A 21,380-nucleotide genomic window follows, 5' to 3' on the forward strand; every position below is an offset into this window, starting at 1 on the left:
GTCCGCGTGTTCCTCGGACCGAGGCGTGTTTGGCAGCCCTGGACGTTTCACTTACTGGCGCCCCAGCGGTTTAAAATGACCTCACCCATCGATGTGATGCTACCGGCTCCCATGGTGATAACTAAATCGCCCTCACGCGCTTCGTTCGCGATCGCTTGCGCAGCCTCACGCATGTCCGGAATGTAGTGGGCCCCGGGAACCTGGTTAGAGATAAGCTGCGATGTTACGCCCTCCACAGGATCTTCGCGCGCCCCAAAAATATCGGTAATATACAGCCGATCAGCCAGTTGGAAAGCTTTAGCAAACTCGGTCGCAAAAGTCTTGGTACGTGAATACAAGTGCGGCTGGAACAGTACGAGCACACGTCCGCCACCCGACTCCACGCGGGCTTGCCGCAGCGCTGCCGCAACCTCGGACGGATGGTGCGCATAATCATCCACCAGGACCTTACCCTGCGCTTTTCCGCGCAGTTCGAAGCGTCTCCCCGTGCCTTTGAACGAGTGCAAGGCGGTTGCCATACGCTCCATAGGAACGCCCAGCTCAATACCCACTAGCAGTGCGCCCGTAGCGTTCTCCAAGTTGTGCGCCCCGCCCACGTTCAACGACAATTGCGTTTCTTGTCCATCGAAGCAAACAGTTGCGCTCGCATGTGCAGGGGCCAACTTTGCCGCGGAAACCACTGCGTGCTTTCGCCCACGCCAAAGCCCCTCGTCTTCAGTTAGCCCGCCATAAGACCATACGCGCCCGCCCAGTTCCTCATACGCCCTACCGAGCCTTGCCGCCCCATCGTCATCGCTACACACAACCAGAAGGCCACCCGGCACTATCTTTTGCGCGAACTTCAAGAAAGTTTGTTCAAACTCTTCACGTGAACCGTAGTTATCCAAATGATCCGGTTCAACATTCGTTACCAGCGCCACCCTGGGGCTGTAATTCAAGAAGGACTTATCGGATTCATCGGCCTCCGCTACAAACACCGAGGAGGCACCCAGGTGTGCGCCCGTGTCGAAACCTGTTACGACACCTCCCACCGCAAACGAAGGGTCCATGCCCGCCTGGGACAGGGCCGCCGCGAGCATTCCCGATGAAGTCGTCTTGCCATGAGCGCCGGCAACAGCAACAAAATCCATTCCCTTAGCCGCCAACGCAAGCGCCTGGGAACGATGGAGCACCTCCTGGCCGCGCTCGCGCGCAATCGCCAACTCAGGATTTGACTCGCGCACCGCCGTGGAGATCACCACGCGGGCGTCAGCCGGCACGTGAGCAGCGTCGTGCCCCACAAAAACCTCAATCCCAAGCGAACGCAAATGATCGAGATTCTTCGAATCCTTCGCATCTGATCCGCACACGACCTCACCCTTAGCGTGAAGCAGCTCCGCAACCACGGACATACCTGCCCCGCCAATACCGATCAGATAGAAACTCATTTGACCTGCCCCCTGCATAGGACCGATTCAACCAAATCTGCCACGCGATAGGCGGCGTCCACGTGACCGAGCTTCGCGGACTCCTTGGCCATATCCTCCAAACGCTGAGAAGAATCAAGCAGAGGTACCACAAAGGAGCGGACAATCTTTTCTGAAAAATCACTGTCGTCGAACAGCATTGCCCCACCCTTGCGCACCTGCTCTAGTGCGTTCAGCTTCTGCTCGCCATTTCCAATCGGAAGCGGAACATAAACGGCCGGCAGTCCCAAGGCCGTGAGCTCGGCAACCATACCTGCACCCGCCCTGCCAATAACCAGGTCCGCGGCCGCGAAGTACGTCTCCATATCCATCGCGTATTCGCGCAGGGTCCAAGTACCCGCAAAACCGCTCGCCGCGACTTCGTCGGCAATTCCTTCCGATTTTCCCTTGCCCGTCAAATGCAAAACCTGATGATCTGGCCCAAATGCCGAGGCCGCCTGCACCATCACCTGATTCAAATGTAGGGCTCCAAGAGAGCCGCCCGTGATCAGCACAGTTGGTCTACTCGGATCGAGTCCAAGCTGCGCACAAGCCTGCTCGCGCCGCCTTGCCCTGCCCTCTTGACTAGCTCGATCCTCGGCAAGCTGCCTAATAGCAGGGCGTAGGGGAAGTCCCGTAACTTCCGTTATCCCCCGGCGAGCTTTCAAACTAGTTTGCGAAAATGTCAGAGCAAGTGCCGCCGCAAAACGGGCTCCCAGCTTATTTGCTAAACCTGCGCGAGCGTTTTGCTCGTGGATCACCACGGGGATTCCTTGCGCTCGAGCCGCCAAATACGCAGGCGCTGAAACGTAACCGCCAAAACCAACTACGGCCTCGACTCCCCCACTCTTGATCAAACGCTCAACGTCGCGCACCGTCTTTGCTAAGTCCGGCGCAAATGTCAAGGCCGCCTTGTTTGGGCGACGCGGTGCCGCAACCTTCTTAATGGTGTGAAGCGTAATACCAGCTTGTGGCACTAGGTCCATTTCGAGGCCCGAAGCCGTTCCCAGAGCCTGCACTTCGATATCGCGATCACGCAAAACCGAAGCCACAGCCAGCAATGGATTCACGTGCCCCGCGGATCCACCTCCCGCTAAAAGGACTCTTGCACCCGCGTTAACCGAAGTCATCTCTACACCTACTTTTTCGAAGGCCTGCGAAATAGCGTACGCAAACCAAACGCCTTTTCCATACCCGAATCTTTTCGAGCAAAACTCAATACTATTCCCAGGCCAGCACAAGTGGCCACAAACGCCGAACCGCCCGTTGAAATCAGAGGTAGCGGAACACCAATCACGGGCAAAACCGCCACCACTGCACCCATGTTAATGATTGCCTGCGCCCCGATCCACATGGTTACACCGCCCGACACAATGCGCGAAAAATCATCGGAGTGGTACAGCGACAGGCGCGTGAGGCCATAGATCAGCACTGCAAACGTGACAACAACGAACACCGTGCCAATCAAGCCAAGTTCTTCACCCAAAATCGCAAAGATAAAGTCCGTGTGGGCCTCGGCCAGATAGTTCCATTTCTCTTTCGAAGCACCGGGCCCTACACCGGTTAGACCGCCCGATCCTAGAGCCCACAACGCGTGGTCAATCTGTTCGGGTGCCGCGGGATTAGGAGGCTGCCTAAACCCCGGTATAACGGAAATAACGCGTTGCAAGCGCGACTGGTTCTGAAACACTGCAAATGCGGCAACCGGGATAAAAGCGAGTACCGCAATACCAAACCACTTACCGGGTACACGTGCAGCAGCTAGAGCTCCCGCGGCCAGTGCCACCACGACTAGAGCTGTACCGAGGTCATGACCCGCCATAATGCCACCCAGGCCAACCGCGAGGGGCAAACCCACATTTACCGCGATGTGCGTAAAATTCGTGCGATCCAGATTCAGCCTGATAATGACCCAGCCAATAAACAGTGCCATCCCGACCTTTAACGCTTCTGATGGCTGGATTAGAATGGATATGCCGGGGATCATGATCCAGTTAGTGTTACCACCGGATTCTACGCCCCAAGGAGTGGCAACCGAGAACTGCAGTATTAAGGTCGCTATAAACACCCAGGGAGCAGCACGATACCAAAACCGGTTTGGTAGCCTCATAGCCACGACCAGGGTGAATACCCCAAACGCCATGATTAGAAGATTGCGAAGGTAGGCAGTATATGGATTCTCTCCCTGCGATATGACACGCACGGTTGAGGCAGAAAACACCATCACGAAACCTATCGCGATCAGGCAAATGACCGGCACCAAAATCAGGTAATACGTGGTGACCGGAGAAGGCTCAGCGTGGCTTCCCGTTCCAAATTGGAGCTTCGGGATGCTTCTGGCGCGGGTCTTCAGCTTTTCAATCACCGGGCAGCTCCTGCGGGATTTGCCACGCCTCGTCCAAACGTGCAACGGCCTCGCGGAACACGTCACCGCGTTCGGCGTAGCTATTGAATTGGTCCCACGACGCAGCGGCAGGAGCTAATACAACCGTGTCTCCAGGCCGCGACAAAGCCACGGCCTCATTGACCACGGAATACATCCAATCTTCATGCCCATCCACAATCACGTGCGGAATTTGCGGCGCAACGTCAGTAAGCGCACTCGTGATTGGCGTAGGGTCAGCACCTATCACCACCACGCCGCGCAATGCCGGCGCAACAGCCTTCACCAGGGAGTGGAAGTCCTGGCCCTTAGCGTCCCCTCCGGCGATCCAAATGACTGTTCCCGGGGCGAAACCTGACAGGGACGCGGCAGCCGCATGCGCATTAGTAGCCTTCGAATCATCAATCCAAATCATGTCGGCAACCTCGCCAATCACTTGACGCCGGTGCCCGGCCGGATGGAATGCACGCAGCCCCGCAACCACAGCACTAGAATCAATGTCCTTCTTGGAATACGCGCCGTAGGCTCGAGCAAGCGCGATTGCGGCCAAAGTGTCTTTGATGATCGCAGCAGAAGGGGATGGACCCGCGAAGTGAGCCACGTCGGCGAGCGTGGCAAGAGCCGCTGCCTGCGTATGCCGGTTAGCTACAAAAGCACGGTCAACGATGAGCACCTCATCCTCATCTTGGGCAAGGCCAACCTGGGACACCGCCGGAACGTCAAGAGCGTAGCCAATTGCTCGTGCCCCTTCGGTCACATCAGCCTGCATCACCATGTTCTCGACAACCAAATCTGCCGCATCATACACACATGCCACGCGCGTGTTCTCATACACTCGCGCCTTCGCCTTCGCGTACTCCTCAACCGTTCCATGCCAATCCAGATGATCAGCATCCACGTTCAGGCAGACAGACGCTACGGGCTCTACTGATTGCGTGGAATATAGCTGGAAGCTAGAAAGCTCAACAGCCAGCACGTCCACGTCCTCTTTCATCACAACGCTGACGATCGGCATGCCAACGTTGCCAACCACGCGTACGCGCTCAGAATCCGCCTCTAAAATCGCGCCTAAAAGACCAACCGTGGTGGTCTTGCCGTTAGTGCCAGTCACGGTGAGCCAAGCGATGTCTTTACCGAGGTGTTGCTGGATCTGCCAGGCGAGCTCAACCTCGCTCCACACCGGTAAGTTCAGATTCCGCGCCGCTTGAAACACGGGAGAATGCGGGGCAACTCCTGGAGACACCACCACTAGGCCGAAATCATCCGCAAGAGCGCTAGCCTGCTCTACCTCACCACCAATAACGAACTGCTGGTTACCCGATTCAAACGACGCAAACCCTTCGGGCGCCTTCAAGTCGAAGCCAACCGCCCGCACCCCAAGCTGGCCTAAAGCGTCCATAACCGCGCGGCCCGTAGTTCCCAGGCCGATTACCGCGACTTTAGATTCAAGCCAGCTCACAGCCGCGCCACCCATTCCGCGTAGAACAGCGACAGCCCAAGCACGGCAAACAAGCCTGCAATAATCCAGAATCGAATTACGATCGTGATTTCTTTCCAACCCAAAAGTTCAAAATGGTGGTGAAGCGGCGCCATTCGGAACACGCGCTTGCCCGTCATCTTGAATACGCCAATCTGGATCACGTCAGACATCACGATAATCATGAATAGTCCGCCAATAATGATCGCCAGAAACTCCGTTTGGGTAAGAATCGACATTCCCGCAAACGCGCCACCCAGAGCGAGCGAGCCAGTGTCACCCATAAAAATCTGTGCCGGGGCTGCATTCCACCAGAGGAATCCAAACGCCGCGCCCACTATCGCCGCGGAAGCTACCGCGAGCCCCAGAGAATCCCTCACCTCATAACACAAGGCGGCGTTCGCAACCGTTACCGCACAGGATTGGTAGTACTGCCATATCGCGATCACGGTATACGCGCCAAAAACAAACATCGATGAGCCCGTTGCCAGGCCATCAAGACCATCCGTTAAGTTCACTGCATTAGACCAAGCGGCCACGAGGAAATTCGCCCACAAAATAAACAGGATCACGCCTAGCGCCGTACCGGCGAAAGCTAAGTTTGCCCAATCCAGATCGCGCACGACCGAAATCTTCATCGAGGCGGGAGTATTGCCCCTGGCATCAGGGAAGCTAAGCGCTAATCCGGCAAAAACCGTGCCAACGGCCAATTGTCCCAGGATCTTTGCCGCCGGATTCAAACCAAGTGAACGGTGTCTCTTAATCTTGATGAAATCATCCAAAAAGCCAACGACGCCAAGTCCAACAAACAAAAACATGAGCAGGATAGAAGATAGGTCGGGAAACCGCCCAATCGAAATATGCCCTACCAGCCAGCCAATCAACGAAGCAGCAATTATCACGACACCGCCCATAGTCGGCGTGCCGCGCTTCGTAAAGTGCTGAGTTGGCCCGTCTTGACGGATGAACTGCCCGTACTCTTTACGAATCAGCAGCTTAATAAAAGCTTTGGTGCCGAACAGCGCGATGACCAACGATACGGCCGTCGCAACGACAATGGCTACCACGTTTAAGCCCTCCGGTCCTAACTACGCTAAAAACTCGTCGGCGATTTTCCAGACCCCCGAACCATTCGATCCCTTCAAGAATACGAAGTCTCCCGCTTGAACCAAATCGCGCAACTTAGCTCCCGCCTCTTCCGCACTCTCAAAGTGATAAATGTCGGCCTTTCCAACAAGCGGCTCGCCAATTGGTTGAGCACCATCACCAACCGTGATCAGCACATCCACGCGGGCCTCATCAGCCAGGCGCCCTACCTCCCGGTGCAGAGACGTTGAACTCTTCCCCAGCTCAAGCATCACGCCAAGCACAGCGATGCGCCGCGCCCCATTTTCTCCCAGCTTTCCAAGCACCTCCAGGCCCGCCTTCATCGAATCCGGATTCGCATTATACGAATCGTCGATTATCGTAATGCCGCGTGTGTGCGTGACACTCATACGGTGCGGGCTCTGCGCGCGTAGCGAATTGAGCGTCTCGACGATCTTTTGTGGATCCAAACCAAGAGTTAGGCAAACGCTGATGGCCGCGAGCGCGTTGGATACCTGATGACGGCCCACAAGGCCGAGCTTTACCTTCTTCAGAACGTCTCCCGCCTCAAGATCGAAGGTAGCGCAAGACGAGTCATCGAGCTTTACGTTAACGGCGCGCACTTCCGCGTCAGACTTACCTGCAGCAGAAAAGAACAAGACCGCGCCCTTGGCTAGCGACTGCATATCGCGAACATTTGGATCGTCGCGATTCAAAATTGCTGTGCCGCCCTTGGCTAGACCCTCAACAAGCTCCGCCTTGGCGTGTGCCAATGCCGGAACCGAGCCGAAGCCACCCAGGTGCGCCTTGCCCACCGCAAGCTCAACTGCAATATCTGGAGAGGCAATCTTCGCAAGGTACTGCAAATGTCCCGGCCCGGAAGCCCCCATCTCCAATACCAAATAACGCGTGTTCTCATCCGCTCGAAGAACTGTCAACGGCATGCCAACCTCGTTATTAAACGAAGAAACCGGCGCAACAGTGGGCGCGAACGCGCGCAAAATTCCCGCCGTTAGATCCTTGGTGGTGGTCTTGCCTACAGAGCCGGTGATCCCCACAACGTCGATATCGCCCGCTTCGCGAAGCTTCTTCAGATGGGCCTGCGCCAGCAACCCCAGCGCCTTCGTTGCATCTTTCACCACGATCTTGGTCAGATTCTGCGGCCCCGCGTCCTCTCGCGTCACAATCGCCGCAACAGCGCCACGTTCAACCGCCGAATCAAGGTAATCATGACCATCGGCGTGCTCACCGACACGCGCAATGTACAACGATTCCGGGGTCACCTCACGTGAATCCGTGTACACGCCACCGGAAACGACCGTGTTATCACCAACCAGTCGACCGTCGACGACTTTCGCAATCTCGTCTGCTGAGTACCTCATTCGCCTCTCCATCTAAACGCCGCGACACGTCCTTGTATCAGTATTACTGAAAATCTTCCCACGTTTTGCTGATCATTCGTAACTTTGGCAACGCGGTTGTTACCGGCTCGCCAGCTCCCAGCGACGAAGTGCGTGAAGAACGCTTCGAAAGAGCGGCTCGCGCCTCCACCCGATCGTCCAATACGTGGGGTTTTTCACCAATCATCTGGATCGTCTCATGTCCGCGGCCCGCGATCAGCACCGTGTCGTCCGGGCTTGCTGCCAGCACGGCCTCGTAAATCGCACTCTTACGGTCATCACTTTCCCACGCGGCACGGGCCCGACCTGGTGCGCCTTCAAACCCAGCGGCAACCTCAGCGCGAATCTGCGCCGGGTCTTCTCCGTAGATGTCGTCATCAGTGAGCACCACAAAATCAGCTGAGGCCAGCGCCACCGCGCCCATTTCCGGCCGCTTACCGCGATCTCGCTCTCCCGTTGCACCAAACAAAATCCACAACGCCCCCGGCGTTACCGGGTCTAGAGCCGCGCACGCGCTCGCAATGGCATCGGCTGTGTGAGCGAAGTCCACGATAACGAGTGGCGCGTACGGTGAGCGTTCCGCCACTACCTCCATACGCCCGGGGACCCCCGGCGTGCGAGCAAGCTCCTCGCACACCCTGGCAGTCTCAAAACCTAAACTGACCAAGATAGCCAGGGCCGTCAGCTCATTTTGCACGTTAATCATTCCCGGCAGTGGGCAATGCAGACGCACATTAGTCTTACCTTCGCAGATCGTCACATCCGTTCCCGCATCCACCTGGTTAAGCGAGTGTGAAATGACGTGCCAATCAGCCTCGGAATTGGTTGAAACCGTCACCGTGGGTATGCGCACCATTTGCGCCAGCTGTTCTCCCCACTCGTCATCTACACAAATCACTGCTCGCTTCGAAAGACAACCGTCAAACAGGCTAGCTTTCGCCTCGAAGTAGCTCTCCATCGTTTTATGGAAATCCAAATGATCGCGCTGCAGATTCAAGAATGCGCAAACGTCAAACTTCATCCCCGCCACGCGGTGCAGACTCAATGCGTGGCTAGAGACCTCCATGACCACGTTCTTTGCGCCGCGCTCTAATGCCCAGGCCAAAACACGATGCAAAACGGGTGCTTCGAGAGACGTGCGTGCAGAAGAAACATGCGTGTCACCGAGGCTCACCCCCACCGTCCCGATCAGCAGAGTGGGTCCTGACATCTGCGAAAGCACGTGATGCACAAAGTGTGCAGTTGTGGTCTTACCGTTCGTTCCAGTAATTCCAATAACGCTCATGGACGCGCCGGGATTGCCATAAACGTGGGCCGCCGCCAACCCTGCGATTGCCCGCGGATCTGCTACCTCCAGCAGCACAAAACCCTCTGCGCCCTCGAGCATAGAGACCCCTGCGGCGTCTGTTACAACTGCGACGACACCCCCCTCAACAGCTTTAGGAGCGAACTCTGCGCCATGACGTTTGAAGCCAGGAATCGCAACGAATAGGTCTCCTGGCTGCACATCCGCCGAATCGAGCGTTACCCCGGTAATCAGCGGATCGGAATCCGCACGGCGGATTGTAGCTCCCAGCGCACTCGCAAGATGCTGCGCGCTGATTCCCCTTACCGAGCTAGGACGTAAATCTTTTAGTTCACTCATAGCAGTCCTAAGGCTTCATCGGGTAAAGCACGGCCTCTTCAGACGAGCCTGGAATACCCAGATTTTGCACCGACTCTGTAACAATTGATTTGAACAACGGGCCCGCAGACTGAGCAGCAAGGATTCCGTACTTTGGCAGGTACAAGATAACCGAAACCGCAATAACCGGCTTATCGGCGGGAACGACACCTGCAACTGTCGTGGCCGTACCAATCGTCAGCCCATTCTCGAAAACCTCGGCAGTACCCGTCTTCGCAGCTATGCGATAACCCTCAACGTTAAACGTATAGCCCGTGCCCTCTTCATCGGCCGTCGTTGATTCAAGCATCGTCAAAACCGTCTTAGCCGTATCTGCGTCGAGCGCCCGTTCTGGTTCGCGCTGCGGAGCGGCCTCGTAAGTACCGTCCGGACTAGTCCACCCTTCAATCAGGCGGGCTGGCTGATACACACCCCCGTTAGCAAAGGCAGCCATCATTCCAACCTGCTGTAGCTGGGTTACCGCGTAACCTTGCCCAAACATAGTGGTGTAGCGCTGACGCCCATCCCACTGTGACGGCTCTACCAAAATACCGGGAGTCTCCCCCGGCAGGCCGATATCAATCGCCTCACCAAGGTGCATTGCTTTCATAAGCTTATAGCGGTCATCGTCAGTAACCATCGAGCCGACCCGCACGGTAGCGGTGTTAGAAGATTCTGCCAGGACTCCCGTCGCGGTGAGCGTGTAGTCGGGATGCTCGTGTGAGTCCTGAAACTCTTGTCCATCTGGCGTTGTGTACTTGTACTGCGTTAGTACCGGAGTGACGGGGGTAATTTTTGCTTCGTCGAGGGCCGTGGCAAATGTCATAATCTTACCGATAGAGCCGGGTTCTACGGAGTATTGCACGCTCTTAACCGGCTGTGGCTGGTTGGTAATTGGTTTGTTTCCTGATTCGGCCATGGCCAAGATCTTGCCCGTCGAGATCTCTTGAACAATGGCACTTCCCCACTGCGCCGAGTAGGTTTCCACGGCCTTATTTACAATTTCCTCAGTGGAGTGTTGTAGATCCAAACGTAGCGTTGTGTGCACAGTCGCGCCTTGAACAGCGGGTTCCGAGATCGTTTTGCCACCCGGAATGACCTCACCGTAGGGGCCGTATTCTTGGACCATGCGACCAGGCTGACCCGTTAGCTTAGCGTCCTGCGTGAGTTCAAGACCCGACGAGCCCTTTCCTTCGGCATCGATGGTTCCAATAATCGAGGCTGCGACCGTGTCGTTTGGGTACACGCGCTTGTAGGAAGGCTCCCACTCGATGCCGTAAATCTGTAGTGCACGTACCTTCCGCCAGGTCTCAACGTCAACGTCTTTCTTCAGATAGTGGTACGTGGAGTTGCCAATCAGTTGGCCTCCCACCTCGGCCTCGTCCATCTGCAAAACCGGAGCAAGTTTTTGCGCAACAAAAACGGGGCCCGCCCCAATTTGGGTTCGGTTACCCTCTTCGTCGATGTCCCACACTTTGGTGTTGGCGATATTCACCTGGTTTACCGCAATGTGGTAGGTCTCAACTGTGGTTGCAAACGTGCTTCCGTTAGCATCTACAATGTCTCCGCGCCGCGGATCAATCGTTGCCGCATGCATTCGCACCGACCTACCCTGCTCGGCAAGATCAGCTCCTTGAATTATCTGCACATTAATCAGCTGCAGCATAATCGCAACGAAAAAGAAGATAGCGATGCCGAAAAATACACGTGTCGCCGTTTGCGAGCCGGCCTGCGATTTACTCACCTGGCCTCCTAACTAACGAACGGCTGCGATTCCGCCCTCTACACTACCTTCACTCAGTTTAATGAAACCCGCCTGACCTGCAGGGACCATGCCCTGCGCGTCCGCTGCCTTCTGCAACGCTGCCGGAGATGAGGCCACCTGCAACTTCTGTCGTAGTGTTTGCGTCTCTTCAGTCAGCCGAACAAGCTCCGCACGCGAGTCGCGAATCTCGTAGGCGGTTTGCGCCATTTGGGTAGTGATAAACAGGTTCACAGCAAGTACCGCGATCAACACCAACGCAACTATAGCAATCACGGGGAAAGCAGCTCGCGGACCAGCCTCGGACGCGATAACGCGAAGAGGAGGACGTGATTGCTCGCGCCTTGGCTGAGCCGGCCGCGTTCTTAGAGCGCTCGACGTCATTGGGAGCTCCTTTTATCTTGCTTGTTGTAGGGAGTGTTAAGTTGGACCGCGCGCAAGCGCACCGATTTAGCCCGCGGATTCACCGCAACTTCAGCCTCCGACGCTTGAATCGCCTTCCTCGTAAGAAGTTCCAAAGGAGCTTGCGGCTGTTCACTAGGCCGGATCGGTACCCCCTTTGGCATTTGCAGGGGTGTAGAGCCTTCTTTGAATAGGTGCTTAACGATGCGATCCTCGAGAGATTGGTACGACTCCACCGCCAAGCGACCCCCAACGCGCAAAGTCGACAGCGCGGAGGGCAACGCCCGTTCCAAAATCGTGAGTTCATCATTTACAGCTATTCGAAGGGCCTGGAACGTCCGCTTCGCGGGGTGTCCACCCGAGCGCCGCGTTGCCGCCGGAATCGTTTCACGAACCAGCTCCGCTAGTTGCAAAGAGTCCGTAAGCGGCTGCTCCTCGCGTGTCAAGACAATGCGTCGCGCGATCCTGCTGGCAAACCTCTCTTCGCCATAAACTCGCAGGATTCGAGCTAGCTCAGCTTCACTAGCAGATGCGAGCAAATCCGCAGCACTCATTCCGCCGGTTTGATCCATGCGCATATCTAGGAGTGCCCGGCGTGAATACGAGAAACCCCGTTCATCGTCATCGAGCTGAAGGGATGAGACACCCAGATCCATGAACACCGCATCAACCGCTGATAGACCAGCCTGCGCAATGACGCTTTCAATCTGATCATAAGTGGCGAGAAACGGAGTAAAACGAGATCCGAACTGCGCAAGGCGCGCACTGGCCAGCTCAATCGCACGCGGATCTCGGTCAATACCGATAACCGAAGCATTTGGGAAGGCCTTAAGAACCGCCTCGGTATGGCCACCCATACCGAGAGTCCCGTCTACCAGCACACCACCATTGGCCAAAACTGGATCCAGCAATTCAAGAACGTTGGATACGAGAACGGGATCGTGTAGCTCACTGATTGCTTCAGGCGAAAGCTCCACGATGCCCCCTCTCATTACGAACTAGTTCAGCCAGGACTACCACCGCGTCCGCCGCCGGGGAAGTGACTTCGGATTCTCGGTTGGAGATCAGGATGAACTAAAACATTCCCGGAATAATTTCGTCGGCAGTAGACGAGAAGACCTCTTCTTGATTCTCGAGGTACATTGCCCACTGCTCGGCGTCCCAAATCTCCACCCGCGCGCCAGCTCCTATGACAGCTAGATCGCGAGTAAGACCCGCATAGGTGCGAAGGTTCTGCGGGATCGTGATTCGCCCCTGCTTGTCCGGCAACTCGTCTGAAGCGCCCGAGAGCATCACGCGAACGTAATCGCGTGCCTGCTTTGAGCTCAGCGGAGCCTGCCGTAGCTGGTCGAACATGCCTTCAAACTCGGACTTTGGAAACGCGTACAGGCACCTGTCCTGACCTCGCGTTAGCACCAATCCTTCCAAAAGCTGTTCACGAAACTTCGCGGGCAAGATCACGCGCCCCTTCGGATCTAGCTTTGGCTCATACGTACCTAGGAACACGTTTCACCTCCCCGTCGCTAACCACACCTATTCGGTTATCACCACTTTACCCCACTTCAAACCCCATTGGAACAACATAAACGCGATTTTCAAATGTTGAACATAAATAAGGCCTGCTAAATAGCCAAAAATTAAGTGTGGAGTGAGGTGGAGGGATTTTTTGTGTTTTGCGTCAAGCTTCAGAACCAGGCGGAGCACCCTGGGCGCGAAAATGGGCTGAGAGGAAATTCTCTCAGCCCAAACAGGATGCGTGGCGGGAAGTGGAGCTACAGCCAGCCGCGGTCCCGAGCTATCCTCGACGCCTCGTAACGGTTGTCTGCCCCAACCTTTGCTATCGCCGACGAAATGTGGTTTCGCACCGTTCCTTGGCTTAAGCCCAACGCCTCGGCTACATGTTTGATCGACCCGCCCGCAAGGGCGGCTCGTAACACGTCTGCCTCCCGCTCCGATAGCGGAGAACGCGGCGTAAACAAGGACTCTTCCGCGAGCGCAGGGTCGATCACTCGCAGACCGCGATGGACGCGCCGCACCGCTTCAGCTAGCTGCGACGATGGCGTGTCTTTGACGATAAATCCGAGGGCCCCGGCTTCAAGAGCTCGCTGTAAGTATCCGGGGCGACCGAACGTAGTGACTATTAGAACCCGCGCAGGCAGGTGAAGTTGCGATACTTTCTCGGCAACTTCAAGACCGGTTAAAGATTCCTCCCCCATTTCAATATCCAGCAGCAGCACGTCCGCTTCCTTGCGGCGCGCAATGTCAAGCGCCTCATTACCCGTTGCAACGTCCGCCACAACCTCAATGTCAGCTTCGAGAGCCAGCAGAGCGGCAAGCGCTCCGCGCACCAGATGCTGGTCGTCTGCGATTACGACACGGATTGCTTCCATCGCTAGTTCCTCCCCGCCATGCGAACCTCAACCGTTGTGCCCTCATCACCCGTTATAGCGACGCTTCCCCCGGCCTCTTCGACTCTACGCTTCATACTGGAAAGACCGGATCCACCTGCGCCGACTTGCTGAAATCCACGCCCGTTATCACTAACGGTTATGGATGTGGGCGTGACGTTAATGGTGCAGGAAGATGCGCCCGAGTGACGCACCACGTTGGTTACGGCTTCACGAAGCACCCACCCAAAGAGATAGGAGTTCACGCCGGCGACGCGAGCTGACTCTTCTGGAGCCGGAGACTGGACTGCGATGCCTGCAGTTTGCAAAGCCCTTCTTGCAGCTTTCATCTCACCGGCAAAGTCTGGCATTCGGGTGCGAGTTACTGCAGCGCGCACTTCTGCGAGGGCAACTCTTGACAGGCCCGCGATCTCATCCAGGCTCTCTTTTACTACTGCGGTGTTCTCCGGCTGGCGTTCAGCTACCTTCGCCGCAACATCTGCTTTCAAGGAGAGGAGCGTGAGGGTTTGCCCCAGCAGGTCATGCAAGTCGGCTGCTATCTCTTCACGTTCGTGAGCTATCGCAACCTCGGCGGCGAGGGCATCTTGACGCTCAACCTTATCCGACAAAAGCGCGATTGGGAGCATCAGGATTGGCGAAAGCAGTGCGTGGCCTAACCACACCATCAAGATCGTTTTACTTGGCGCAAAAAGCAGCGCGAAGATGGTGCACGCCGCCACCAATATTGCTGCCAGCCAAAGCCGCACTGGCCCACGTAGTGTGAATACCGTGATAGCAAACATGTAGGGAAAAAACACGTAGCTGAACAGAGGGCTCACAAAAATACTGAACCCGACTATGGGGATGCACAGCACCGCCCACCAAAAAGCCACCCGCTTGCCAACTGCGCCCTCCGGCCAGCTAGCCAGATACCCGTTGGCAATGGGATACATCAGCGCGAACATTATGAGGAAGACGAATCCAAACGTGCGCTGCAGGTTCGGCATGTCATCCGTGGCTAGCGAGACGATTGAGAAAACTAAGAAGATTAGCCAGACGGAAGCAAAAGCACTGTCAGTCCAGCTGAACTTCGCTGCGGGCTTCATTTTCATTGCCTCTCCAAGGTCCTCCTGCGAAGTAGCGCCGTTGCCAAGGCGAACACGGCCGCCCACACCAATATGTTAACTATCCCTACCCACAGATCATGCTGTACAAACCACGGATCTTGAGAAATGCTCTGCGCCCCATCGGTTAGCCAGTAACGCGACAGTGCAGATGGACCGTACATGGGTGTGAACATGCCGATCTTCAACATCGTGGCCGATATCGGGGCAAACATATTGCCAAAAAACGCTAACGGAACTAAAGCAGCAGCCGCGATCGAGACAGCTGTTGGAGAACGCAACGCGTATGCGACTGCCGAACCATAGAACGTGAATGGAATGGATGACAGGCACGTAAACAAGAAGCTAGTAGCCCAAGCCTTTGCGCTCATTTCAGATCCCGTCAAGAACCCGGTGAGGAACACTGCGGCAACCGGAAGTACGATACTCACCAAGGCGGGCACGATAAGCCCTGCTATCCTCTTCCCTCGAGTAAGTGGGGTGAGGGCGAGCTGGCGCGACCATCCGGTGTTCGATTCCACCACCACGCTGCCAATCTGCCCAACCGCTCCGGTTATTCCACCGTAAACAGCCATTGAGATCATCACGTAAGCCGCCAGATTTCCATGCTCGAGCCGCACATCCATGTCTGCCAAGGTAGCGCCAAAAACCAGGTAGAGAACAATGGGTAAGCCGATGCCAAATGCTAATAGCGACCAATCTGAAAGCAGCCTCTTTACGTTGTAAAACATGTACGCAGCTGGGCGCGAAGCTACCAAGTTTGCGCTCATTTTCCACTCCTTTCCGTCAGCTCAAAGAACGTGTCTTCAAGCGAAGCTGAACTAATGCGAAGATTCGTTGCCCCAGCATCTAGCAAGCGCCGTGCAACAGCGTCTGAAAGACCCGTTGAGATAGACACCTTCTGTCCCTCCGGGTGAGCACTTAGCACCTCCGGCCATGCCCGCACCTGCTCCAAAGTCAAGGCGCCATCAATAAGGGCTTCCACCGTGGTGCCGGCAACCAGACCGCGCACCTCATCAACGGTTCCGTCAGCTACGACCTCGCCCTCATTCATAAAGATGACGCGCTTAGCAAAATGTTCCGCTTCTTCGAGGTAGTGCGTAGCGAAGATGATTGTGCGTCCGCACTTAGCCTGTGACTCCATGGTGGTCCAGAAGTCGCGCCGGGCACGAGGATCCATGCCAGCCGTAGGCTCATCAAGGATTAGGAGGTCGGGCGCGCCCAGCAAGGCCAACGCAAAGCGGATGCGCTGCATTTCGCCGCCTGAACATTTCCCCACCTTCCGGCTAGCAATCTCGGAAAGGTTAGCCTCTTGCAGCACCTGCTCTACCGGAACGTGCTTCGGGAACGCCGCTGCGACCTCACTAACCGTGTCACGCACAGAAACGTTTGGTAAAAGACCACCCGTTTGCATGACGACTCCCACCAGGGATTTCGCAATGGCTTCGCTTGCGGTAAGGCCAAAAAGGCTAGTACTTCCGCTATCCGGCTTGGAAAGTCCAAGAACAGTGTCTATCAGTGTTGTTTTGCCAGCCCCGTTTGGTCCAAGAATCGCAACTATGTCACCACGTTCAATCTCGAACGACACGCCTTTTAGTGCCTGCACGGATTTGAACGATTTGGCAACTGAAGCAACCGAGACCGCGGGAGCATTCGTTTTTGTTTCCATACTCCAACTACACCAGGGATTGGCTTCTTGGCCCCCTGCCTGTAGTCACAATTTTGGCATTACAAAAGTCACCGAGCGGGCGTGACAATCAAATCTTTTAGGGCGGCGCTGGCCCGCCGTAACTGGGTTAAGTCGGGGACCTCGAACACGTAGGCAGTGGCGGTTGGACAGCCCCGGGCGACGATGAGGTCACTGCCCTCACCGAGTGCGATCAGCGCAGCCGCGTACGGGATGGTCGGCGCGTGACCTACCACCATCACAGGGCCGGTTAACGCAGGTATGGATCGCAACAGATCATATTCATCCGCGTAGTAAAGCTCGTTCAGTTGCAGAAGCTGCGCGCCACTCTCGCGCGCAACCTCCTGCGCGGTTTGTAAAGCCCGAACCGCCGGCGAATGCAGAATCACGCCATTGGCGATTAAATCTTTTACTCTACGGGCAAGTTGTCGGGCCTGTTCTTGGCCAGCCCTGGTCAACGGGCGCAACTCATCACGCACACCTGCGTGACGCGCCTGCGCGTGACGGACAAGAATCAGCGTTTGCCCCATGCCTCAACTCTAAGAGATCGCGCACTGGTTTTGTAGGGCGAATCGAGGACCTTGCGGGCAAACTATAGTATTGGGGCGTGAGCGAAAAGTATTTCCACGTCTGTTCAGCCCGCCAGTGCACCGAAGTAGCTCGCTGGGCGGTTATCTGGTCTAACCCAAAGATCCATGCTGCGCGCGAAAAAACCTGGCTGGCGTGCGAGAGACACCGCGATTTCCTCACCGATTTTGTCAGCTTACGGTCTTTCCCCCATCGTGTTGTTCCTATCAGCGAGGTTGAAGCGGCCACCGCACCAGCCCCCAAGCCCGTAGACCCTCGCTCACTCACCGAAGAAGAGCGCGCAAGCCTAAACGATGACCACCAGCTTTAAGTGAGAGTCACGAGCTCCAAGTAAGAGTCATCCCACAGGTCCTCATCCCCGTCGGGTAGCAGAAGCACGCGATCTGGCTCCAGCGCTTTCACCGCACCCGGATCGTGCGTTACGAGCACCACAGCGCCCTCGTATGTTTTCAACGAATAGAGGATTTCCCCTCGTGAGGCTGGGTCGAGGTTGTTAGTTGGCTCGTCAAGCAGCAGAACGTTAGCGGCTGATACCACTAGCGTGGCCAGAGCGAGCCGGGTCTGCTCCCCACCTGACAACACAGCCGTAGGCTTATCCACGTCCTCACCAGAAAACAGAAACTGGCCAAGGACATTGCGAACCCGGGTGTCGTCGAATGCGGGTGCGGCCGCAACCATCGTCTCCAGCACGGTTTTGTTTGGATCTAGCGTCTCGTGTTCCTGCGCATAGTAACCGAGCTTCAATCCATAACCGGCTTCAACCTCGCCAGTATCGGGGCTGAGAGCTCCAGCCAGGATCCGAAGAAGCGTAGTTTTACCCGCACCATTCAGCCCAAGTACTACCACTTTCGAGCCTCGGTCAATGGCCAAATCAACGCCTGTAAAGACTTCGAGCGATCCATAGGTTTTCGAAAGCGAAGAGGCACGCAACGGCACCTTTCCGCACGCAGCAGGCTCTGGAAAACGCAGACGCGCAACCTTCTCTACGTGTCGCACCGGCTCGACGCTGGCCTCGAGTTCTTCCGCGCGGCGAAGCATCTGCTGGGCAGCGACCGCCTTGGTTGCTTTCGCCCTCATCTTCTCGCCTTGCGCGCGTAGCGCCTCCGCCTTCTTTAAAGCTGTTGCCCGCTGACGCCTGCGCCGCCGCTCGTCTTCTTCTCGCTGCTTCAAATACAGATCCCAGCCCATGTTGTACTGGTCTACAACCGCGCGGTCCGCGTCCAGGTGCATCACATGGTTCACGGTCTCGCGGATCAGCGCCACATCGTGAGAGATGATTATCATCCCACCCGGATACGTCTTCAAGAAGTCGCGAAGCCAGATTAGGGAATCATGGTCGAGGTGGTTCGTAGGCTCATCAAGGAGCAGAACTTCAGCCTCGGAAAATAGGACGCGCGCGAGTTCAACGCGGCGACGCTGACCACCTGAGAGGGTCCCGAGGGGGCGCGAGAGCTGATCCTCGCTCAAACCGAGAGAGGACGCAATCTGGGAAGCCTGCGCTTTGGCGGCATACCCGCCCTGATTGGTAAACTCTTGATCTAGGCGCACATAGCGCTCCATAGCTTTCTGCTGGCGCGGCCCCTCCAATGTGCTCATCTGTATTTGCGCCTTCTCAATTTTCGCAAGCAGCTGATCAATGCCTCGCACCGATAAAATTCGGTCCAGCCCCTTCTGCTGCGGGTCCGCTACACGCGAGTCCTGCGGCAAATATGCGAGGCTGCCACGACGCACCACGGTGCCATCAAACTCGGCTTCACCCCGATCCGGTTCGCCGGCCAGCATGCGCATGGTTGTAGTTTTGCCGGCCCCGTTGCGGCCCACCAAACCGATCCGCATTCCCTTATCAACATGGAAGCTGGCGCCCTGCAAAAGGGTGCGCGGGCCAATCCGCACAGTAAGGTTCGAAACATTAATCACAATGACCAGTGTAAATGGGTAACGAATAGAGTCTAAACCGGCCTTGTAGTATGTTTACCGCGTGACTTTAAACAGTGTGAAAACCCGTGAGCCGCGCGTTTATGACATCGTCGCGATCTCATTCGTTGCCCTGCTAATCCTTTCGAATATTGCAGCAACCAAACTTATCGGAATCCATATCGGCCCCGCACTTTTAGTGTTCGATGGCGGTGCCGTACTGTTCCCCCTCACTTACATTCTTGGTGACGTGCTGTCGGAAGTCTACGGATTTTCCCGTGCGCGCCGAGCCATACTCGCCGGCTTCGCGTTCTCTATCCTTGCCGCTCTAACCTTCCTCGTTGTAGGTGCGGCACCAGCCGGTCCAGGCTATGACAACCAGGAAGCTTTTGTTGCAGTACTGGGCTTTGTTCCGCGTATTGTGGCTGCATCTGTACTCGGATATTTGGCCGGTCAGCTACTGAATTCGTGGGTTCTAGTACGTATCAAGGCAAAGTGGGGGGAACGCCACCTGTGGGCGCGCCTGATCGGTTCCACTCTGGTTGGAGAGTTCGCGGACACCCTTATTTTCTGCACGGTTGCGTTCTACGGCGTGATTACGGGCGCGGAATTTTTGAACTATCTGTTTGTCGGCTACGTGTATAAAGTCGGGGTTGAGGTGATTCTTTTGCCCGTGACCTACCGAGTGATCGGTTGGATCAAGCGCATAGAAAGCTACGAGGAGTCCCATGTCTAACGCGCCAATCACGCAGGCACACCGCGAGCGCATCGAGGCTTCGCGCGGCTTCAAAGTTGCGGCGTGGTTGGATGAAGTCGAGGTGGAAACCGGCGACGGCCCGCGTCCTCTCGGGCGCGTTGGCACGCTTCAAACGGCGCACGGCACCATCGAGACTCCCGCCTTTATCCCGGTGGGCACCCTTGCCAACGTAAAGGGTGTGCTTCCCGAAATGATGAAGGAGCTTGGCGCACAAGCCCTACTTGCAAACGCTTACCACCTTTACCTGCAACCGGGCGCAGATATTGTGGAGGCCGGGGGCGGCCTAGGCAAGTTCATGAATTGGGCCGGCCCCACGTTCACTGATTCTGGTGGTTTCCAAGTTCTGTCGCTTGGCTCTAACTACAAGAAAGTTCTCTCGCAAGAGTTTGCCGGCAAGAAGGTAACTGCCGAAGATGAAGCCGCGGAGGCCGTTCGCCGCAACCGCGCCGCCGTGGACGAGGACGGGGTGGTGTTCCGCTCGCACATTGACGGAACTAAGCACAGGTTCAACCCCGAGATTTCGCTAAGTATTCAGCATCAGCTGGGGGCAGACATCATGTTTGCCTTCGACGAGCTCACTTCCCTGCTCCACCCCTATGACTATCAGGTTGAGTCACTTGCGCGTACGCACCGCTGGGCGCAGCGCTCCTTAGATCAGCATTGGCGCCTCACCGTCGAGAATCCCGACAAGCCGTACCAGCAACTTTACGGCGTTTTGCAAGGAGCACAGTACAAAGATTTGCGTAGCGAAGCGGCGCGTACCCTCACCCAAATGCGCACGTCACCAGACTTGGAGCAGCTGGGTATTAACAGTGAAGGCTTTGATGGGTTCGGCCTGGGCGGCGCCCTCGAAAAAGAAAATCTTGGGCTTATCGTCTCTTGGCTAACCAGCGCACTACCCGATAATAAGCCTCGTCACCTCCTGGGCATCTCTGAACCTGATGACTTCTTTGCCGCGATCGAGGCGGGTGCTGACACGTTCGACTGCGTCAACCCGTCACGCGTGGCACGCAACGCCGCGATATACACTCCCGATGGGCGCGTTAACATCACGAACGCACGGTTCAAACGCGATTTCGGCCCGTTAGCTGACGGATGCGGTTGCTACACGTGTCAAAATTACACAACCGCCTACGTCCACCACCTGTTCAAAGCTCACGAAATACTAGCTTCGACACTTGCAACGATTCATAACGAATGGTTCACCGTTCACCTTGTGGATAGCATCCGCGAATCCATCCGAAACGGTGAGTACACCGAGTACAAGCAAGAAACCCTTGCCCGTTTCTACGGCAACTAGGAGGC

The 21,380-nt window shown here is 56.2% G+C and carries 20 protein-coding genes; 3 read left to right on the top strand and 17 right to left on the bottom strand.

The annotated features are described in order from the left end of the window. Nucleotides 1-47: 47 nt before the first annotated feature. The 16 genes from murC to HMPREF1628_RS07405 all read right to left on the bottom strand — a co-directional run bounded on the left by murC (nt 48) and on the right by HMPREF1628_RS07405 (nt 17,346). Complete coding sequence (gene murC / locus HMPREF1628_RS07330; protein WP_052038985.1) at nt 48-1,427, bottom strand: UDP-N-acetylmuramate--L-alanine ligase; 1,380 nt, start codon at nt 1,425-1,427, stop codon at nt 48-50. Continuing rightward, a complete protein-coding gene (gene murG / locus HMPREF1628_RS07335) occupies nt 1,424-2,575 on the bottom strand; it encodes an undecaprenyldiphospho-muramoylpentapeptide beta-N-acetylglucosaminyltransferase (protein WP_034510337.1) in 1,152 nt (383 codons plus the stop codon). Before murG ends, murC begins: the two co-directional genes overlap by 4 nt. Before the next feature lie 8 nt (nt 2,576-2,583). Further along, nucleotides 2,584-3,810 (bottom strand): FtsW/RodA/SpoVE family cell cycle protein, encoded by a 1,227-nt coding sequence (locus tag HMPREF1628_RS07340; RefSeq protein ID WP_034510340.1) that lies wholly within the window; start codon nt 3,808-3,810, stop codon nt 2,584-2,586. Then, nucleotides 3,803-5,302, bottom strand: a complete 1,500-nt coding sequence (gene murD, locus HMPREF1628_RS07345) for a UDP-N-acetylmuramoyl-L-alanine--D-glutamate ligase (protein WP_034510343.1) — start codon at nt 5,300-5,302, stop codon at nt 3,803-3,805. Before murD ends, HMPREF1628_RS07340 begins: the two co-directional genes overlap by 8 nt. Continuing rightward, on the bottom strand, nt 5,284-6,372 hold the full coding sequence (gene mraY / locus HMPREF1628_RS07350; protein ID WP_034510347.1) for a phospho-N-acetylmuramoyl-pentapeptide-transferase: 1,089 nt from the start codon (nt 6,370-6,372) through the stop codon (nt 5,284-5,286). Before mraY ends, murD begins: the two co-directional genes overlap by 19 nt. A 21-nt stretch (nt 6,373-6,393) precedes the next feature. Next, nucleotides 6,394-7,773: a UDP-N-acetylmuramoyl-tripeptide--D-alanyl-D-alanine ligase gene (locus HMPREF1628_RS07355; protein ID WP_034510350.1), complete on the bottom strand. Its 1,380-nt coding sequence runs from the start codon at nt 7,771-7,773 to the stop codon at nt 6,394-6,396. A gap of 43 nt (nt 7,774-7,816) precedes the next feature. Continuing rightward, entirely contained in the window at nt 7,817-9,436 is a 1,620-nt protein-coding gene (locus HMPREF1628_RS07360) for a UDP-N-acetylmuramoyl-L-alanyl-D-glutamate--2,6-diaminopimelate ligase (RefSeq protein ID WP_052038986.1), read from the bottom strand. A 7-nt stretch (nt 9,437-9,443) separates the two neighbouring features. Beyond that, complete coding sequence (locus HMPREF1628_RS07365; protein ID WP_034510353.1) at nt 9,444-11,198, bottom strand: peptidoglycan D,D-transpeptidase FtsI family protein; 1,755 nt, start codon at nt 11,196-11,198, stop codon at nt 9,444-9,446. A gap of 12 nt (nt 11,199-11,210) precedes the next feature. After that, nucleotides 11,211-11,600, bottom strand: a complete 390-nt coding sequence (locus tag HMPREF1628_RS07370) for a hypothetical protein (RefSeq protein ID WP_034510357.1) — start codon at nt 11,598-11,600, stop codon at nt 11,211-11,213. Then, entirely contained in the window at nt 11,597-12,595 is a 999-nt protein-coding gene (rsmH, locus tag HMPREF1628_RS07375; protein ID WP_034510358.1) for a 16S rRNA (cytosine(1402)-N(4))-methyltransferase RsmH, read from the bottom strand. Before rsmH ends, HMPREF1628_RS07370 begins: the two co-directional genes overlap by 4 nt. A 97-nt stretch (nt 12,596-12,692) precedes the next feature. Then, nucleotides 12,693-13,124 carry a division/cell wall cluster transcriptional repressor MraZ gene (gene mraZ, locus HMPREF1628_RS07380; RefSeq protein WP_034510360.1) on the bottom strand — a complete coding sequence of 144 codons (432 nt, stop codon included), beginning with the start codon at nt 13,122-13,124 and terminating at the stop codon, nt 12,693-12,695. Between the two features lie 266 nt (nt 13,125-13,390). Next, a complete protein-coding gene (locus HMPREF1628_RS07385; RefSeq protein WP_034510362.1) occupies nt 13,391-14,008 on the bottom strand; it encodes a response regulator transcription factor in 618 nt (205 codons plus the stop codon). Nucleotides 14,009-14,010: 2 nt separating this feature from the next. Next, nucleotides 14,011-15,117 carry a sensor histidine kinase gene (locus HMPREF1628_RS08730; protein ID WP_052038988.1) on the bottom strand — a complete coding sequence of 369 codons (1,107 nt, stop codon included), beginning with the start codon at nt 15,115-15,117 and terminating at the stop codon, nt 14,011-14,013. After that, nucleotides 15,114-15,899, bottom strand: a complete 786-nt coding sequence (locus HMPREF1628_RS07395; protein WP_034510364.1) for an ABC transporter permease — start codon at nt 15,897-15,899, stop codon at nt 15,114-15,116. The genes HMPREF1628_RS08730 and HMPREF1628_RS07395 overlap by 4 nt, the downstream gene beginning before the upstream one ends. Continuing rightward, nucleotides 15,896-16,798, bottom strand: a complete 903-nt coding sequence (locus tag HMPREF1628_RS07400) for an ABC transporter ATP-binding protein (RefSeq protein WP_034510368.1) — start codon at nt 16,796-16,798, stop codon at nt 15,896-15,898. Before HMPREF1628_RS07400 ends, HMPREF1628_RS07395 begins: the two co-directional genes overlap by 4 nt. Before the next feature lie 68 nt (nt 16,799-16,866). Further along, nucleotides 16,867-17,346: a SixA phosphatase family protein gene (locus tag HMPREF1628_RS07405; protein WP_052038989.1), complete on the bottom strand. Its 480-nt coding sequence runs from the start codon at nt 17,344-17,346 to the stop codon at nt 16,867-16,869. Nucleotides 17,347-17,423: 77 nt separating this feature from the next. On the opposite strand from HMPREF1628_RS07405, the gene HMPREF1628_RS07410 reads away from it, so the two are divergent. Beyond that, nucleotides 17,424-17,714, top strand: coding sequence for a hypothetical protein (locus tag HMPREF1628_RS07410; protein WP_198030423.1), 291 nt, complete (start codon nt 17,424-17,426; stop codon nt 17,712-17,714). On the opposite strand, the gene HMPREF1628_RS07415 is transcribed toward HMPREF1628_RS07410, so the two are convergent. Further along, entirely contained in the window at nt 17,711-19,321 is a 1,611-nt protein-coding gene (locus HMPREF1628_RS07415) for an ABC-F family ATP-binding cassette domain-containing protein (RefSeq protein WP_034510371.1), read from the bottom strand. The genes HMPREF1628_RS07410 and HMPREF1628_RS07415 overlap by 4 nt on opposite strands. A gap of 61 nt (nt 19,322-19,382) precedes the next feature. On the opposite strand from HMPREF1628_RS07415, the gene HMPREF1628_RS07420 reads away from it, so the two are divergent. Both HMPREF1628_RS07420 and tgt read left to right on the top strand, forming a co-directional pair. Beyond that, nucleotides 19,383-20,054 (top strand): queuosine precursor transporter, encoded by a 672-nt coding sequence (locus tag HMPREF1628_RS07420; RefSeq protein WP_034510376.1) that lies wholly within the window; start codon nt 19,383-19,385, stop codon nt 20,052-20,054. Further along, a complete protein-coding gene (gene tgt / locus HMPREF1628_RS07425; protein ID WP_034510380.1) occupies nt 20,047-21,375 on the top strand; it encodes a tRNA guanosine(34) transglycosylase Tgt in 1,329 nt (442 codons plus the stop codon). The genes HMPREF1628_RS07420 and tgt overlap by 8 nt, the downstream gene beginning before the upstream one ends. Nucleotides 21,376-21,380 lie beyond the last annotated feature (5 nt).

The sequence above is a fragment of the Actinomyces sp. S4-C9 genome, from assembly GCF_000758775.1.
Lineage (GTDB): Bacteria > Actinomycetota > Actinomycetes > Actinomycetales > Actinomycetaceae > Gleimia > Gleimia europaea.